The organism is Providencia sp. LY12 (assembly GCF_057621555.1).
Genome location: NZ_CM172594.1, coordinates 1,237,384 through 1,253,622, shown reverse-complemented (window position 1 = coordinate 1,253,622; position 16,239 = coordinate 1,237,384). Strand labels below are relative to the sequence as shown.

Here is a 16,239-nt window from a genome sequence, read left to right as displayed (position 1 = left end):
TATCAAAAAATAGGCTATTTATACGAATAGCATGACCCCAAGAACTACCATCAGTAAAATGGGATAGCTTTGAGCATGGCGTTTATCACTCAAGTAGGGCATCAAAAACGAAGCAAAGCGAATACCTAGCCACGAGGTAGCAATCAAAATTAAGGCACCTTTAATATAAATCATACCTAAGAAGCCGGAGCCTAATTCAAGGTGCTTTTCCATCGCAAAATAGAAGTAAATCAAAGAGCCCGTGATTGCCATCGGTAACGTCAGCGGGTTAGCAAATGCCGCCGCTTGCAACATGCTCGCTCCACGGCGACGCATCAAAGGTACCGTCATCACACTGCCCCCTACGCCTAAAAATGCCGCGACGGTACCGATCACTGTACCGATGAGCGTGTCCTCAATGCATTTGCCTCTTATTAACGTATTACCTTCTGATTGGGTTTGCATAAATCCGGGGCGAATAAAGCAATCGAGAATAGTGATAATGAGATAACCGATAAATATCCAGCGGATCCATTCACTGTCTACCGATAGCGCGATGAGCGCACCTAAAATGCCGCCAATTGAAATAGGTAGCATAAAAGGTTTGATAATTTGCCAGTTGAAATTCCCTTTCAGGTAGTGTGCTCGGCTCGACAAGCTTGATGAGAAAATCATCACAAATGTGGACGTAGCGACAGCGATTTGCATCGCGACTTCACTGGCATCATGGCGAGGTCCCCAAACAAGGGTAATTAAGGCATATAACAGGGGTACTGTAATAAAGCCGCCCCCGAAACCGAACAGCGCTGTTGTGATCCCTGAAATGAAACCAAATAAACAAAGTAGTAAATCCACAGGATGATCCTCAAAGATGGTTGAGTTTTTATCTTATCCTTGAGAACCGTCCCGTGCTTATGCAGATTTGACAACTCGCTTTGAGATTTCGCCAAATTAATTAACAAACATAACCTTTGAGTTACAAGCCTCAATATATTCAATCAATTAACTTTTTCGCCATACATCAAAATCCTCTGCAAATTTCCCAACAGATTCCCCTTTCGGCGCTTTGGGCATCTGCTTAATCGCTTGAGCGACACTGATAATCAAACGCATAAATTCATCAGCAAATCGCTCTTCGTTCTCATTAGGTATGTCTGTTATGTTTCGGCCTGCTTTGGGTTTCCACTGCTCCCTTAACGCATCAAAGAGATTAAACAGTTGCTGCTTGGTGCTATACAGTAGGCAGCCATCTTTAAAGACGTCCTGAAAACCCAATTCATCAATATAATAGTCAAGAAGATCTTCGTTAGCCGGGTTGTTAATATAGACCCCCTCTCCCCCTACCTTGATGAGAAAAAATAAAATACTCAGCAATGAGTAAACCATCATTTTTCCATCTAATGCTTTATTGTTTTTCTCAAAATTTTGCAGTATTTCGATTGTCGCTCGACGGCTATGAGGGTCATAGCTACAAACACAACCTCCCGCTGCTTTATCGGGTATTCGGACTAAAATTCGGTTACGGCTAATAAGTTTAAAACAGAAACTAAAGCTCTCTTTGGTCATAACAATTTCTTGATACTCAAGCCAATCTAAAGTCTCTTCCATTGCTAACGAGCTGATATTGCAATACTTTAAATTCTCTTTGTTCATTCTACGAATGCGAATCGGATTCCCTGAACATTGAAAAAAATGGTTCATTTTTTGAAACACATATTCGCTAGCTTCACTCACGAGCGTTATTTTTGACATCATCTTATTTATTCCTTTAAAAACAGCTTCCTTTAACCAACCGATTTCCTTAAATGATTTTTCGCCTCGCCAACAAGGGTAATTTACTTCAAAGAAAATAAGCCATAAGAGAAATAAAATAGTAATAAGTACCAAAAAATTAAATTCGGTTATACCGAATACATGCTTGATTAATATAGGAATTAATACCTTAGAAGTTAATATTTGTTGAATTAATGCTATGGATATTAATTACGGATAATTTAGATAAAAAAATGCCAGCTGATTAAGCTGGCATTTCCTAGGTACTGCTCGGTATTTTTTATCTATACGTAGATTATTTTAATACTTGATAAATAACGGTTTCACCGGCAGTAACCTGACCTTTCGCTAAAATCTCAACACCCGCGAAGTCATCAATATTACTGATGATAACAGGGCTGATCATTGATTTTGCATTCGCTTCAAGGAATGGCAGGTCGAGTTTCAGAATCGGTGTACCCGCTTCAACTTCAGCACCCTCTTCAACTAAACGCTCACAGCCTTCACCATTTAATGCAACGGTATCAATCCCCATATGCACAATCAGTTCAACGCCATTCGCGGTTTCGAGGCAGAATGCATGGTTAGTAGGGAAAATTTTCACAATTGTCCCTGCGGCAGGCGCCACGACTTCGCTGCTTGTTGGTTTGATAGCAATACCATCACCAACGATGCGGCTAGAGAACGCTTCATCCGGAACCTGATCCAGTGAGTAAACTTCACCACTAACTGGTGCGATTAATGACAGTACCGCGTTACCTTTTGCTTTTTCTGGTGCCGCTTGCTGGCTTTTTTCTGGAGCAGCAACTGGCGCAGATGCCGCAATAGGGCCTTTTGCCATCACTTCCGTCATCGCTTTAGCGATTAGTTCAGCACGAGTTCCCACAATGACTTGCACGTTTTGCTTGTTCAGGCGGATTACACCGGATGCACCAATACGTTTAGCTAGTGGGTCGTTGACTACCGCTGAATCTTTTACGCCTAAACGTAAACGCGTGATACAAGCGTCGATGTTAACGATGTTGTCGCTACCACCTACTGCTGCAATATACTGGCGAGCTTCTTTTTGAATTTCGCTTTCATCACTGTGTGCATCGCTGACGTTTTCGTCATAGCCATCAACCGTTTCATCACCCGCGCTGACTTCACGGCCTGGCGTTAACAGGTTGAATTTGCGGATCATGAATCGGAAAATCACGTAGTAGATGCAGAAGAAGACTAAGCCTTGAACAATCAGCATATACCAGTGAGTTGCGAGTGGGTTACGTGTCTGTAAGAACATATCCACCAGCCCTGCACTGAAGCCGAAGCCTGAAATCCATTCCATTGTTGCCGCGATATAGACAGAAATACCGGTCAATAATGCGTGGATCACATACAGTACTGGCGCAACGAACATAAATGAGAATTCAAGTGGTTCAGTAATACCAGTAAAGAATGCAGCAAACGCACCTGCAATCATGATACCAGCCACTTTGGCTTTATTTTCTGGACGTGCACAGTGATAGATAGCCAGAGCCGCACCTGGCAGACCGAACATCATGATAGGGAAGAAGCCCGCTTGGTAGCGACCCGTAATCCCAACTGTTGCCAGACCTGCTTCGATGGACTTCGCGCCACCTAAGAAGTTAGGAATATCGTTAATACCCGCCACATCGAACCAGAATACAGAGTTCAGTGCGTGGTGTAAGCCAACAGGAATTAATAGACGGTTAAAGAAAGCGTAGATACCCGCGCCAACAGAACCTAAGTCTTTGATGCTTTCACCGAACGCAACTAATCCGTTATACACCACCGGCCAAACATACATCAGAATGAATGCCAGGATGATCATCAGGAATGAGGTTAAAATCGGGACGAGGCGACGACCACTGAAGAATGACAACGCTTTTGGCAGCTCAACGCCACTGTAGCGGTTGTAAAGTTCAGCAGAGAGAACCCCAACAAGGATACCCACGAACTGGTTATTGATTTTATTGAATGCAGCAGGGACGGATTCCACTGGCACACTCATAATCATTGAGTAGGACGCAGGCGAACACAGTGTTGTCACCACTAAGAAGCCGACAAAACCAGTTAATGCAGCTGCACCATCTTTATCTTTAGACATTCCGTACGCAACACCAATCGCAAACAACACGGACATGTTGTCGATGATGGCTGCACCGGATTTGATCAGTAACGCAGCGATTGCGCTATTGGCGCCCCAACCATCTGGGTCAATCCAATAACCAATCCCCATAAGGATTGCGGCGGCTGGTAATACGGCGACAGGCACCATAAGCGCCCTACCAATCCGCTGTAAGTAGCTAAGAATATTCACAAACTCCCCCTTTGTATCGCTCTATTTTTGTCCCATTTCAGGATCTTATTTTCACGCATCGGAAATATATCCGAAGTCGCTTAATTATAGCAATTCATAGAATAGATGAATTTTTTCGCGATACAAAATAAATAGCTGGAAACTGTGATAAATGTCAACGAAAGAAACCTAATATTGACTAAATTAGTAGCTATTCTCGAAAACTTATTTTATTATTAAAAATAAGTTTTTTATATGATTTGCTGTATATACTCCAAGTACCTCAGTCATAAGAAAATGTTGAAAATGTTCAACACAATTGAGATTTGGGGTCCTACAAGTATAAATTTAAAGAAACACTAGAGGTAAAAGTACATGAGGCTTATCCCATTAAATAATGCTCATGATGTTGGCGTATGGTCCGCACAGTACATCGCTGATAAAATCAACGCATTTAATCCGACAGCTGAACGCCCTTTCGTTCTAGGCTTACCAACTGGCGGAACACCGCTTGCCACCTACAAAGAATTAATTGCCTTATATAAAGCAGGTAAAGTCAGCTTTAAGCATGTCGTGACATTTAATATGGATGAATACATTGGTATTCCAAAAGATCATCCACAAAGTTACCACACGTTCATGCACCAAAACTTTTTCAATCACATTGATATCCAAGCTGAAAACATCAATTTACTCAATGGTAATGCACCTGATGTCGACGCTGAATGTCAACGCTATGAAGACAAAATCAAATCCTACGGTCAAATCAACCTGTTTATGGGTGGTGTAGGTAATGATGGTCATATCGCGTTTAATGAGCCAGGTTCTTCTTTAAGTTCGAGAACGCGTATCAAAACGCTGACGCCAGAAACTCGCCAGGCTAACTCCCGTTTCTTTGATAACGATATCAATCAAGTTCCTAAATATGCATTAACTGTGGGTGTTGCGACTTTATTAGATGCGAAAGAACTGATGGTATTAGCGACAGGTGCAAACAAAGCGGATGCCGTTCACGCTGCGGTAGAAGGTTCTGTTAACCACTTATGGACTATCAGCTGTGTGCAGCTACATCCTAAAGCATTGATTGTCTGTGATGAGCCAGCAACATTAGAATTGAAAGTCAAAACGCTCAAATATTTCAAACAATTAGAATGTTCAAATATCGAGCAGTTTGATTAATTTATACTCAACTCTATTTTAGAGCCTCTAAAAGTGACTAAAATAGATAGAGTATCGAACACCCGACCCGCCATACTGATGCGGGTCGGTGACCCATTTTACTCGCGGTCAGGAGTTTTACGCTATGTACGCATTAACTAATTGCATTATTTTTACAGGTCACGAAAGACTGGATAACCACGCAGTCATTATTGATGGCGAAATCATCAAAGCGGTGTGCCCAGAATCCGAACTCGCTCACGATATCGAACGTAGAGATTTGAAAGGTGCCATTCTATCGGCTGGCTTTATCGATCTCCAAGTGAATGGCTGTGGCGGCGTGCAATTCAATGACAACGAAGAAAATGTCACATTGAAAAACCTCGAAATCATGCAAAAAGCCAATGAGCGTGCGGGGTGTACTAGCTTTATGCCAACTCTCATTACCTGTTCAGATGAACTGATGAAGCATGGCGTTGATGTCATGACTGAATATCTGAAACAGAATAAGAACCAAGCGCTTGGTTTACATATTGAAGGCCCTTACATTAATTTGATTAAAAAAGGGACTCATAACCCAGAATTTATCCGTAAGCCATCAATTGAAATGATGGATTACTTAGCAGCACATGCTGACGCAATTAGCATGATCACGCTCGCACCTGAAGTCGTTGAGCAACACTTTATCCACCAGCTCACCGAAGCTGGCATTGTGGTTTCAGCAGGTCACTCCAATGCAACCTATGAAGAAGCGCGTCAAGGCTTCCGCTCAGGTATTCGCGCATCAACCCACCTATTCAACGCCATGCCATATATTTCGGGTCGTGGTCCTGGTCTGGTTGGCGCAATTTACGATACCCCTGAAGTCTATGCGGGCATTATCGCGGATGGTTTACATGTTCAATGGGCCAATATTCGCAATAGTAAACAACTCAAAGGGGATAAGCTGGTTTTAGTCACCGATGCGACAGCACCAGCGGGAATTGATCCCCAAACAGGTGAAATGGATCATTTTATCTTCGCAGGTAAAACCATATACTACCGCAATGGATTATGTGTCGATGAAAATGGCACACTGAGCGGCTCTTCCCTGACCATGATTAATGCGGTGAAAAACAGTGTTGAACATGTTGGCATTCCTCTTGATGAAACATTAAGAATGGCCACCCTTTACCCAGCAAGAGCCATTGGGGTAGAGGCAACATTAGGTTCCATCGAAGCCGGCAAAACGGCTAACTTGACTGCCTTTAACCAAGACTTCCAAGTCCTTTCAACTTATGTAAACGGAGAGGAAGTCTATAAAAATGAGTAACTAGCTGATGAATCAAAGCCACTCGCTAAAGCAAATTGGTAATATTGATCTCGTAAAACAACTCAACAGTGCTGTCGTTTACAGCCTGATTGATCAACAAGGACCGATATCTAGAATTCAGATAGCGGAACAAAGCCAGCTTGCGCCAGCGAGTGTCACTAAGATCACCCGCCAATTACTCGAACGTGGTTTAATCAAAGAAGTAGACCAGCAGGCCTCCACCGGAGGCCGTCGCGCTATCTCTATCGTCTCCGAATACAAACATTTCCACACCATCGGCGTACGCTTGGGGCGTTACGATGCCACAATCGCCCTGTATGATCTTAGCGGCAAAATGCTGGCAGACGGTCACTACCCTATTACAGAACCCACCCAGCAAATCGTCGAAGAGAAACTGATTGCGGCACTTGAAGATTTTATCTCGCTGCACCAGCGACGCATCCGTGAGCTGATTGCTATTTCGGTGATATTGCCAGGACTTGTCAATCCGCATTCGGGTATTGTCCACTACATGCCACACATTAAAGTGGATAACTGGAAGCTGATTGATAACCTACAGCAGCATTTCAATCTCACCTGTTATGTTGGGCACGATATTCGCAGCCTAGCTCTCGCTGAGAGTTATTTCGGTGCTACCCAAGATTGTGAGGACTCGCTTCTTGTACGCATTCATAGAGGCGCTGGAGCCGGTTTAGTCGTTAATAAAGAGATCCTTCTTAATCATCGAGGTAATCTTGGGGAGATTGGGCACATCCAAGTAGACCCACTAGGCGACCTGTGCCATTGCGGTAATTTTGGTTGTTTAGAAACCATCGCCTCCAACCAAGCCATTGAAGCTCGCGTGAAACAGCGCTTAGAACAAGGCTATGCGAGCCAATTAACCCCTGAAACCAGTTCAATTACCCATATTTGCCAAGCAGCCAATAAAGGTGACCCACTGGCAACCGAGGTTATCCAACACGTCGGACGCCAAATTGGTAAAGCCATCGCTATCACTATTAACTTGTTTAATCCTGAAAAAGTGGTGATCGCCGGAGACATTACTGAAGCTGAGCAGGTTCTATTACCCGCCATTCAAAGCTGCATTGATACCCAAGCATTAAAAGGTTTCCGTGAAAACTTACCGATTGTTACCTCGCAACTGGTTCATAATTCAGCAATTGGTGCATTTGCGCTGACAAAACGCGCCATGTTAAATGGGGAATTGCTCCAAAGATTATTAGAAAGTTAACTTTGTGCTCTCTCTTATCGGTAAACAGCAAAATAGCGCAATAAATTCCAGTGTGATTTTTAACCATCTTAATAATAACAAATCACATTTTTTCAAATTCGGGGTTGTTTTTTGCTGGCTTTATCGACAAAATGATTATTCATCAAACAAACAGACGCATTTTCTAAAAAATAGTGCAAAAAGCTGTTGACTGTCTTGCCTGTAATTAGCATAATGCGCCCCGCAACGCCGATGAAGGTTAAGCAAAAAAGATGGCTATGTAGCTCAGCTGGTTAGAGCACAACACTCATAATGTTGGGGTCACAGGTTCGAATCCCGTCATAGCCACCATTTATTTGCGGGAGTGGCGAAATTGGTAGACGCACCAGATTTAGGTTCTGGCGCCGCAAGGTGTGCAAGTTCAAGTCTTGTCTCCCGCACCATTTTCCTTCTCGGTTAAAATTGAATTTAAGATTGGGGTATCGCCAAGCGGTAAGGCACCAGGTTTTGATCCTGGCATTCCCAGGTTCGAATCCTGGTACCCCAGCCATCTTAAAGGAAATTAATTTTCGTAGTGAAAATAAATAATAGATATTCTCGGATGGGGTATCGCCAAGCGGTAAGGCACCAGGTTTTGATCCTGGCATCCCCAGGTTCGAATCCTGGTACCCCAGCCATCTATTATCCTACCACGTAGTAAAATCACACAGTAAAGAAAATACAATGGCTATGTAGCTCAGTTGGTTAGAGCACAACACTCATAATGTTGGGGTCACAGGTTCGAATCCCGTCGTAGCTACCATTTCTTTTTTGTTGGGGTATCGCCAAGCGGTAAGGCACCAGGTTTTGATCCTGGCATCCCCAGGTTCGAATCCTGGTACCCCAGCCATCCTCTCTTGTATCCATCATCAAAAAATACTCTCAAAACAATTTAAAAATTTAAGTAAATAAACTTAATGCGTTATTTATTTAATGCTTTTTAAAACTATCATTCTGCCTTTAAATTTTCTTTTAACCTTTTAAAAAACATTTAACACATCCCATTTACCTTTACGCAACCTTTGTGTCGGAAGTGTGATGTCAGTCATTTTCACATAACCAAATAAAGTGGTAATCTTGCGGCGAATTGTAGTTAGATTAGATTAGTAATACGTAAGCCCCCTTTCGTCTTAAATTATCAGTCCAACTTTCCAATCCATCTCAACTCAGTTGTAAAAAAAACCAATAATTATAATTGCTATAACACAATATTTTTACAGAGAAAACTTATGCGAAACATAATAAAACAACCACTATATAAAATTTTATATGTGCAGGTCATCGTCGCCATCACTCTTGGTATTGCCCTTGGGCATTTTTTCCCAGACATCGGAGAGTCATTAAAACCGTTAGGTGATGCGTTTATTAAAATCGTGAAAATGATTATTGCCCCAGTCATTTTCTTAACGGTTGTGACTGGTATTTCAGGCATGACCAACATGAGAGCCGTTGGTAGCGTTGCAGGTAAAGCAATGCTGTACTTCATCACATTCTCAACTATCGCACTGATTATTGGTTTAATCGTCGCTAACGTCATTCAGCCAGGCTCTGGACTGAATATTGACCCTGCAACCTTAGATAATGCCAAAGTGGCGGGTTATGTTGAAAAAGCACACGAATCTACCATCGTTGGCTTCTTCATGAATATTATTCCAGACACCGTTATTAGCCCATTGGTGAACGGAAACATTCTGCAAGTCCTGTTTATTTCGGTGATTTTTGGTTTAGCACTAGCAGCAACCGGTAAACACGGTGAGCCTATTGTTAAACTGCTGCAAAACTTCTCTGAACCTGTGTTCAAGATGGTTGCGATGTTGATGAAGCTGGCACCTATCGGCGCATTTGGTGCGATGGCATTTACCATTGGTAAATACGGTATTTCGTCTATCGGCAACTTAATGATGCTGATCATGACGTTCTACATCACCTCGCTACTATTTGTTCTAGTTGTACTGGGTGCGGTGGCTAAATATAACGGCTTCTCGATTATTGAGCTTATTAAATACATCAAAGATGAATTATGGTTAGTTCTAGGTACCTCTTCCTCTGAAGCGGCATTACCAAGCTTAATGAGAAAAATGGAACACGCGGGTTGTGAAAAATCCGTCGTAGGCTTAGTGATCCCTACCGGTTATTCATTTAACCTCGATGGCACCAACATCTACATGACGATGGCAGCGCTGTTTATTGCTCAAGCGACCAATATTGAACTGACTCTCTGGCAGCAAATTTCCCTGCTGTTAGTTGCGATGATCAGCTCTAAAGGTGCAGCAGGTGTAACGGGTGCAGGTTTCATTACCTTAGCGGCAACGCTGATGGTCGTACCAAGCATTCCAGTTGCAGGTATGGCACTGATTCTGGGTATCGACCGCTTTATGTCTGAGTGCCGTGCGCTGACCAACTTAGTCGGTAACGCTTGTGCATGTATCGTGGTTGCGCGTTGGGAAAAAGAGTTAGATACCGAAAAACTGGCGCATGCATTCTCATCCAAAGGTGAATCTTTAGATTCAATCATCACCGAAGAAGATGTAGTACAACCAACGAGTTCTGTCGATATCGCAAATAATAAATAATTTATTACTGCCATAACGAAAATAAGCCGCAATCGCGGCTTATTTTTTATCTAACAAATTAAAGTTCAGTCACGACTTCATTCAATGGAAGACGCACTTTCGGTAAGGCAGAATTAAAATCGTCTTCAGTTTTATAACCCAGCGCAACTACCGTCACCGCACTTAGCCCTTTCTCATTTAAATCGAATTCGTCATTAAGAATTGAAAAATCGAGACCTTCCATTGGCAACGCATCAACCCCTAACACCGCTGCGCCCAATAATAATGCCCCCATATTCAAGTAAACTTGTTTTTCTATCCAATGCGGTAAATCCTTCAATTCATTCTTATGTAAATTCACAAAAAATGAACGAGCCATATGATTTTGCTCTTTAAACTCGCTTTTCTGATATCGCCCTTCTTCATCTTCGAGCTCTAAAAGATGCAGTAAATAATCCTCAGGCAACTCTGTTTTTGCGCACATCACTACCACATGGGATGCATTGCGAATTTTTTCCTCATTGAATGAGTATCCACCTGCCGTCGCATTGATAATTTTTTGTTTTGCTTCAGGGCTACTTACCATCAAGAAATGCCAAGGTTGCACATTGACACTCGAAGGACTTAATTGAAGTAACGCTTTTATCTCACTCAGCGTTTCATCAGAAATCGTTTTATTTGGGTCAAAACTTTTCGTTGCATAACGGGTATTTAAAACATTAATTAAGTTCATTGGATCCTCTAAGTTAAATAAACTGTATTGAATTTTGAACATCCTAATGTTAAAAGTACAAACAGACAAGTACGCACATTAATGGCATATACTATACAAATGGATACTATCAAAAAAAGACGTTATACAAACTACACCTACGATGGATGCCCTGTTGAAGCCTCATTAGAGCTAATGGGCGGAAAAGGGAAGGGCGTGATCCTGTATCATTTACAGGGAAAAACACTGCGATTTAATGAAATAAAAAGGAAACTAGTTTTCATTACGCCGCGTATGCTGACCAAGCAATTACGAGAACTCGAAAGCGATGGGCTAATTACTCGACATGTCTATCCTGAAGTACCGCCTAAAGTCGAGTACTCAATGACCCCCGCAGGGGAATCTTTAAGTACGGTGATTAATGCTCTGCAAGAATGGGGAGAAAAATACGGGATCCCGCTATTAAATATGCAAGAGCAAGATGTAAATACAGAAGAGTCATCATGAGGAAGTTACCCAGAAACTTATCTGGGTAACAAATAACAATAAATAGGTTCAATACCATCAATGGGTTAGATTACAGCCCCAGCGCATATTTTAGCGCTAATTTCTTCGCTTCGCCTGCACGCTGCGCGGTCATCAAGCCAAAGTTTCTCAGCATTTTCAGGCCTGGCAAATTCTCGCTGAAAGCCATATAGAAAATATCCATCCCCGCCTGCATAACAAGATTATCGGGTAAACGGCGGCGCTGATAGCGCTTAAGCACATCCAAAGACTCCCATGCCTCAACACACTCACGCGCTTGGTAAATGACCTTCAATAGCACATCCACATCGCGATAACCGAGGTTTACCCCCTGACCCGCTAACGGATTGATAGTATGCGCCGCATCACCAATCAGCACCAAGCCATCCATCACATAACGGCTTGCATGGTGACGTGTTAACGGAAATGCGCCCGATGCGATGGCTTTTACTGCACCAAGCCGCTCAGGGAACGCTTCCGAGATAGCACCTGTGAGCTGCTCCATAGACATGCTTTGCAAACGGCGAATTTTGGCGGGGCTGTCATACCACACGAGGGACGCCCAGTTATCATACAGCGGTAAAAATGCCCTTGGGCCTGATGGGAAAAACTGTTGCCATGTACGGTCTTGCTGCGGCGCATCCGTTTGGATAGTGATCAGCATACAAGATTGACGATATTGCCAACCTCGGCTTCCAATACCTGCCATTTTACGCACTTGGGAATTAGCGCCATCTGCGCCAACCACCAGTTTAGTTTCCAGAACGCGTCCATCTTCCAGCTCAACCATCCAGTGTTTTTGCCCATGAGGTTGATGTAAATTCACCAACGTGGCTGGGCAAACTAACTCTAGGTTGCTGTACTGTTCGCACTCTCGCCACAATGCCAACTGTAAAACACGATTTTCCACCATAAAGCCAAGCTCTGGTAAGCCTAAACTTTTGGCATCAAAAATCACATTACTGCCCGGCTCTTCCCAGGTTTCTAATTCGCGATAAGGTGCACTGCGCATTGCTTCTACATGCTTCCATGCCCCTAATTGCTTTAATAATTCAATCGAGGCACTGCTGATGGCAGAAATACGCACATCTGGCGTACTGCTCCCATCAAACTCGGTCAGCTGGGCTTTCTCAAGTAAAGCCACTTTCATCCCTTCTTGGGCGAAGCCTAATGCCGCTGCGGCGCCGGTCATTCCCGCACCAACCACAACAACATCATAAAATTCAGTTAGTTTATTCATCATGATAGCTACTATTAACTGTTTGATTTATTTAGTATACCAAAAAATTCTTACCCCCGCAGGCAATATCTACGCTCGGGCTCTGGTCACTGATGCCTCAAATGAATACAATACTCGTCAATCTTTAAAACAATAGGCAAATAGCCTGCCCTTAAGTATTTGGTGATGATATTATTTTAGCATGTTATTACTGGGTGATTTTTGCATTTAATCCAATACAGAACGCTGTTCTTAATCAAAATGCGGTGAATTTCCCCATCATCATAGGGTAGGACTTTGGATTTACAACGCGTTTCGAAGTCCCTATTTTAGACCTCGAAAACACCGGATACACGACATGTCGACAAATAAAAAGTTATATATGAAAACTTGGGGCTGCCAGATGAACGAATACGATTCATCTAAAATGGTCTCTTTATTGGAAAGCACCCACGGCTATCAACTGACTGAAATTGCTGAAGAAGCAGATCTGTTGTTATTAAACACTTGTTCGATCCGCGAAAAAGCCCAAGAAAAGGTGTTCCACCAACTTGGTCGTTGGAAATTCTTCAAAGACAAAAATCCTGACATCATCATTGGTGTTGGTGGCTGTGTCGCATCACAAGAAGGTGATTTTATTCGCCAGCGCGCACCTTGCGTTGATATCGTTTTCGGCCCGCAAACTCTGCACCGTTTACCGGAAATGATTAACCAAATTCAAGGTAACCGCAGTCCAATTATTGATATCAGCTTCCCTGAAATTGAAAAATTCGACCGCTTACCTGAGCCTCGTGCTGAAGGTCCAACGGCGTTCGTTTCTATCATGGAAGGCTGCAACAAATACTGTACGTTCTGCGTTGTGCCGTACACTCGCGGCGAAGAAGTTAGCCGCCCATGTGATGACATTCTGTTTGAAATTGCCCAACTGGCTGCGCAAGGCGTGCGTGAAGTTAACTTACTGGGTCAAAACGTTAACGCCTACCGTGGTGAGACATTCGACGGTGAAATTTGTTCATTCGCAGAATTATTACGTTTAGTGGCCTCTATCGATGGTATTGACCGCGTACGCTTCACCACCAGCCACCCAATCGAATTTACCGATGACATCATCGAAGTGTATCGCGATACACCTGAGCTAGTGAGTTTCCTACACTTACCAGTACAAAGTGGCTCTGACCGCGTACTCACCATGATGAAACGCGCGCATACCGCCTTAGAATATAAAGCGATTATTCGTAAATTACGCGAAGCGCGCCCAGGCATTCTGATCAGCTCCGACTTTATTGTTGGCTTCCCTGGCGAAACCACCGATGATTTCGAAAAAACCATGAAGCTGATTGCTGATGTGAATTTTGATATGAGCTACAGCTTCGTCTACTCCGCGCGTCCGGGCACGCCAGCCGCTGATTTACCGGATGATGTTAGCGAAGACGAGAAAAAACAGCGCCTGTATCTGCTGCAACAGCGCATTAATCAGCAAGCAATGAGCTTCAGCCGTGCCATGCTGGGAACAGTACAACGTATTTTAGTGGAAGGCACTTCACGTAAAAATGTGATGGAGCTTTCAGGTCGTACCGAAAATAACCGCGTAGTGAACTTTGAAGGCACTCCGGACATGATCGGTAAATTTGTTGATGTCGAAATCGTCGATGTTTATACCAACTCTTTACGCGGTAAAGTGATTCGTACCGAAGATCAAATGGATCTGCGTGTTCATGAATCCCCAGAATCCGTGATTGCACGTACCCGTAAAGAAGATGAACTTGGCGTTGGTAACTTCCAACCCTAAAGATAGGATACTCAGTGACCGATAACAAACCTTTGCAAATCGCAACACAAGAGATTTTTTTAGAGCCCGCAGATAATCAGCGTTTAATGAGCCTTTGCGGGCCATTTGACGACAACATTAAGCAATTAGAGCGTCGTCTTGGCATTGAAATCAATCGCCGAGACAACCGTTTTAAGCTTTCAGGTAAAGCGCTTAATATCCAAGCGGCCAGTAAGATTTTACGCCAGCTGTACGTTGATACCGCGCCAATCCGCGGTGTGATCCCTGACATTGATCCTGAAAATATTCACCTTGCCATTGTTGATAGCCGAGTGCTTGAGCAATCCGCAGAAAGCGTGCCTGATTATGGTAAAGCCGTGAATATCAAGACCAAGCGTGGCGTGATCAAACCTCGAACCCCAAATCAGGCGCAGTACATTGCCAATATCTTAGATCACGATATTACATTTGGGATTGGTCCTGCGGGAACGGGTAAAACTTACCTCGCTGTTGCAGCCGCCGTCGATGCATTAGAACGCCAAGAAGTACGCCGTATTCTGCTCACCCGCCCTGCGGTTGAAGCTGGCGAAAAATTGGGGTTCTTACCGGGTGATTTAAGCCAGAAAGTGGATCCTTATCTACGCCCTCTGTATGACGCACTGTTTGAAATGCTCGGTTTTGAAAAAGTGGAAAAACTGATTGAGCGTAATGTGATTGAAGTGGCTCCGCTGGCTTACATGCGGGGTCGCACACTGAACGATGCGTTTATCATTTTAGATGAGAGCCAAAACACCACCATCGAACAGATGAAAATGTTTTTAACCCGTATTGGTTTTAACTCTAAAGCTGTCGTCACTGGGGATATCACTCAAGTCGACTTGCCAAGAGGTAGCAAATCCGGCTTAAGACACGCCATCGAAGTGTTGTCGAACGTGGATGATTTAAGCTTTAATTTCTTCCATAGCGAAGACGTGGTGCGTCACCCTGTCGTAGCGAAAGTTGTCATGGCTTATGAAGCATGGGAAGAGCAAGACAGCAAACGTCGCCAGCAACTGAAAGAAGAAAAAGAGCAACAACGTGAGTTTGAAAAGCAGGAAAATCACTAAATGAGCGATGTTATTCTCGATTTACAAATAGCGAGCGAAAATACCGACGGCTTACCCTCTGAAGAGATGTTCCAGCGCTGGGTCAATGCGGTATTACCCAAGTTTCAAGCTGAAAGTGAAGTCACTATTCGTATTGTTGATGAAGCCGAAAGCCATGAATTAAATCTGACTTATCGTGGAAAAGATAAGCCGACTAACGTGCTGTCATTTCCATTTGAAGCGCCACCTGAAGTGGAACTTCCGCTGTTAGGGGATTTAATTATTTGCCGCCAAGTGGTGGAGCAAGAAGCTGCCGAGCAGCAAAAAAGTGAAGAAGAACATTGGGCGCACATGGTGGTTCACGGTTGCCTGCATTTACTTGGCTATGATCATATTGAAGATGATGAAGCTGAAGAAATGGAAGGATTAGAAACCGAGATCCTCGCAGAGATGGGTTATGCCGATCCGTATCTTGCGGAAAAAGAGTGAGCTCACTATAATTTTTAACGTTAACAAGCATTTTTAGACGTAAAACGATGTCTGTAAACGTAAAGAATATGCTTCGACGCTAACCCATAAATTGTTTCGCTAAACAAAATGTTTTA

Annotated in this window: 13 protein-coding genes and 6 tRNA genes; 14 read left to right on the top strand and 5 right to left on the bottom strand. The window is 43.3% G+C overall.

Annotation, left to right across the window (positions count from 1 at the left end; genetic code table 11):
* Window positions 1-18: 18 nt before the first annotated feature.
* From ACY3ZI_RS05690 to nagE, 3 genes are all read right to left on the bottom strand, one after another.
* Window positions 19-834, bottom strand: coding sequence for a sulfite exporter TauE/SafE family protein (locus ACY3ZI_RS05690; RefSeq protein ID WP_108479373.1), 816 nt, complete (start codon window positions 832-834; stop codon window positions 19-21).
* Window positions 835-981: 147 nt separating this feature from the next.
* Window positions 982-1,734, bottom strand: coding sequence for a hypothetical protein (locus ACY3ZI_RS05685; RefSeq protein ID WP_487376388.1), 753 nt, complete (start codon window positions 1,732-1,734; stop codon window positions 982-984).
* Window positions 1,735-2,047: 313 nt separating this feature from the next.
* Complete coding sequence (gene nagE, locus ACY3ZI_RS05680) at window positions 2,048-4,075, bottom strand: N-acetylglucosamine-specific PTS transporter subunit IIBC (protein ID WP_487376386.1); 2,028 nt, start codon at window positions 4,073-4,075, stop codon at window positions 2,048-2,050.
* Between the two features lie 354 nt (window positions 4,076-4,429).
* On the opposite strand from nagE, the gene nagB reads away from it, so the two are divergent.
* The 10 genes from nagB to ACY3ZI_RS05630 all read left to right on the top strand — a co-directional run bounded on the left by nagB (window position 4,430) and on the right by ACY3ZI_RS05630 (window position 10,346).
* Window positions 4,430-5,233, top strand: a complete 804-nt coding sequence (gene nagB / locus ACY3ZI_RS05675) for a glucosamine-6-phosphate deaminase (RefSeq protein WP_108479370.1) — start codon at window positions 4,430-4,432, stop codon at window positions 5,231-5,233.
* 124 nt (window positions 5,234-5,357) lie between these two features.
* On the top strand, window positions 5,358-6,524 hold the full coding sequence (nagA, locus tag ACY3ZI_RS05670; protein ID WP_487376384.1) for an N-acetylglucosamine-6-phosphate deacetylase: 1,167 nt from the start codon (window positions 5,358-5,360) through the stop codon (window positions 6,522-6,524).
* A 7-nt stretch (window positions 6,525-6,531) separates the two neighbouring features.
* Entirely contained in the window at window positions 6,532-7,755 is a 1,224-nt protein-coding gene (gene nagC / locus ACY3ZI_RS05665; protein ID WP_036947633.1) for a DNA-binding transcriptional regulator NagC, read from the top strand.
* Window positions 7,756-8,008: 253 nt separating this feature from the next.
* A tRNA-Met gene (locus tag ACY3ZI_RS05660) sits at window positions 8,009-8,085 on the top strand.
* 7 nt (window positions 8,086-8,092) lie between these two features.
* Window positions 8,093-8,177, top strand: a tRNA-Leu gene (locus ACY3ZI_RS05655).
* A 32-nt stretch (window positions 8,178-8,209) separates the two neighbouring features.
* Window positions 8,210-8,284: transfer RNA gene (locus ACY3ZI_RS05650), tRNA-Gln, on the top strand.
* A 52-nt stretch (window positions 8,285-8,336) separates the two neighbouring features.
* Window positions 8,337-8,411 (top strand) — tRNA-Gln (locus ACY3ZI_RS05645).
* 48 nt (window positions 8,412-8,459) lie between these two features.
* A tRNA-Met gene (locus ACY3ZI_RS05640) sits at window positions 8,460-8,536 on the top strand.
* A 12-nt stretch (window positions 8,537-8,548) separates the two neighbouring features.
* Window positions 8,549-8,623, top strand: a tRNA-Gln gene (locus tag ACY3ZI_RS05635).
* A gap of 379 nt (window positions 8,624-9,002) precedes the next feature.
* Window positions 9,003-10,346 (top strand): dicarboxylate/amino acid:cation symporter, encoded by a 1,344-nt coding sequence (locus tag ACY3ZI_RS05630; RefSeq protein ID WP_108479367.1) that lies wholly within the window; start codon window positions 9,003-9,005, stop codon window positions 10,344-10,346.
* Between the two features lie 58 nt (window positions 10,347-10,404).
* Here the strand turns inward: ACY3ZI_RS05630 and nfsB are convergent, their stop codons facing one another.
* Window positions 10,405-11,058 (bottom strand): oxygen-insensitive NAD(P)H nitroreductase, encoded by a 654-nt coding sequence (gene nfsB, locus ACY3ZI_RS05625; protein WP_036947735.1) that lies wholly within the window; start codon window positions 11,056-11,058, stop codon window positions 10,405-10,407.
* 99 nt (window positions 11,059-11,157) lie between these two features.
* Here nfsB and ACY3ZI_RS05620 point away from each other — a divergent pair, with 99 nt between their 5' ends.
* Window positions 11,158-11,544: a winged helix-turn-helix transcriptional regulator gene (locus ACY3ZI_RS05620; RefSeq protein WP_187128847.1), complete on the top strand. Its 387-nt coding sequence runs from the start codon at window positions 11,158-11,160 to the stop codon at window positions 11,542-11,544.
* A gap of 70 nt (window positions 11,545-11,614) precedes the next feature.
* Here ACY3ZI_RS05620 and ubiF read toward each other — a convergent pair whose 3' ends face one another.
* Entirely contained in the window at window positions 11,615-12,802 is a 1,188-nt protein-coding gene (gene ubiF, locus ACY3ZI_RS05615; RefSeq protein ID WP_487377452.1) for a 3-demethoxyubiquinol 3-hydroxylase, read from the bottom strand.
* A 337-nt stretch (window positions 12,803-13,139) separates the two neighbouring features.
* On the opposite strand from ubiF, the gene miaB reads away from it, so the two are divergent.
* The 3 genes from miaB (at window position 13,140) to ybeY (ending at window position 16,123) form a co-directional block, all read left to right on the top strand.
* The gene (gene miaB, locus ACY3ZI_RS05610; RefSeq protein ID WP_036947639.1) at window positions 13,140-14,570 is read left to right on the top strand and encodes a tRNA (N6-isopentenyl adenosine(37)-C2)-methylthiotransferase MiaB; all 1,431 of its coding nucleotides are present in this window, start codon (window positions 13,140-13,142) and stop codon (window positions 14,568-14,570) included.
* An 86-nt stretch (window positions 14,571-14,656) separates the two neighbouring features.
* The gene (locus ACY3ZI_RS05605; RefSeq protein WP_249215415.1) at window positions 14,657-15,655 is read left to right on the top strand and encodes a PhoH family protein; all 999 of its coding nucleotides are present in this window, start codon (window positions 14,657-14,659) and stop codon (window positions 15,653-15,655) included.
* Window positions 15,656-16,123 (top strand): rRNA maturation RNase YbeY, encoded by a 468-nt coding sequence (gene ybeY / locus ACY3ZI_RS05600; protein ID WP_211887943.1) that lies wholly within the window; start codon window positions 15,656-15,658, stop codon window positions 16,121-16,123.
* The last annotated feature ends 116 nt before the right edge of the window (window positions 16,124-16,239 follow it).

What these genes read in the sequence shown, in the direction of transcription:
- nagA (WP_487376384.1), top strand. Translation starts at nt 5,358, where the DNA reads ATGTACGCATTAACTAATTGCATTATTTTTACAGGTCACGAAAGACTG.
- ubiF (WP_487377452.1), bottom strand. Translation starts at nt 12,802, where the DNA reads ATGAATAAACTAACTGAATTTTATGATGTTGTTGTGGTTGGTGCGGGA.
- miaB (WP_036947639.1), top strand. Translation starts at nt 13,140, where the DNA reads ATGTCGACAAATAAAAAGTTATATATGAAAACTTGGGGCTGCCAGATG.
- nagC (WP_036947633.1), top strand. Translation starts at nt 6,532, where the DNA reads ATGAATCAAAGCCACTCGCTAAAGCAAATTGGTAATATTGATCTCGTA.
- ACY3ZI_RS05605 (WP_249215415.1), top strand. Translation starts at nt 14,657, where the DNA reads ATGAGCCTTTGCGGGCCATTTGACGACAACATTAAGCAATTAGAGCGT.
- ACY3ZI_RS05685 (WP_487376388.1), bottom strand. Translation starts at nt 1,734, where the DNA reads ATGATGTCAAAAATAACGCTCGTGAGTGAAGCTAGCGAATATGTGTTT.
- ACY3ZI_RS05620 (WP_187128847.1), top strand. Translation starts at nt 11,158, where the DNA reads ATGGATACTATCAAAAAAAGACGTTATACAAACTACACCTACGATGGA.
- nfsB (WP_036947735.1), bottom strand. Translation starts at nt 11,058, where the DNA reads ATGAACTTAATTAATGTTTTAAATACCCGTTATGCAACGAAAAGTTTT.
- ACY3ZI_RS05630 (WP_108479367.1), top strand. Translation starts at nt 9,003, where the DNA reads ATGCGAAACATAATAAAACAACCACTATATAAAATTTTATATGTGCAG.
- ybeY (WP_211887943.1), top strand. Translation starts at nt 15,656, where the DNA reads ATGAGCGATGTTATTCTCGATTTACAAATAGCGAGCGAAAATACCGAC.
- nagB (WP_108479370.1), top strand. Translation starts at nt 4,430, where the DNA reads ATGAGGCTTATCCCATTAAATAATGCTCATGATGTTGGCGTATGGTCC.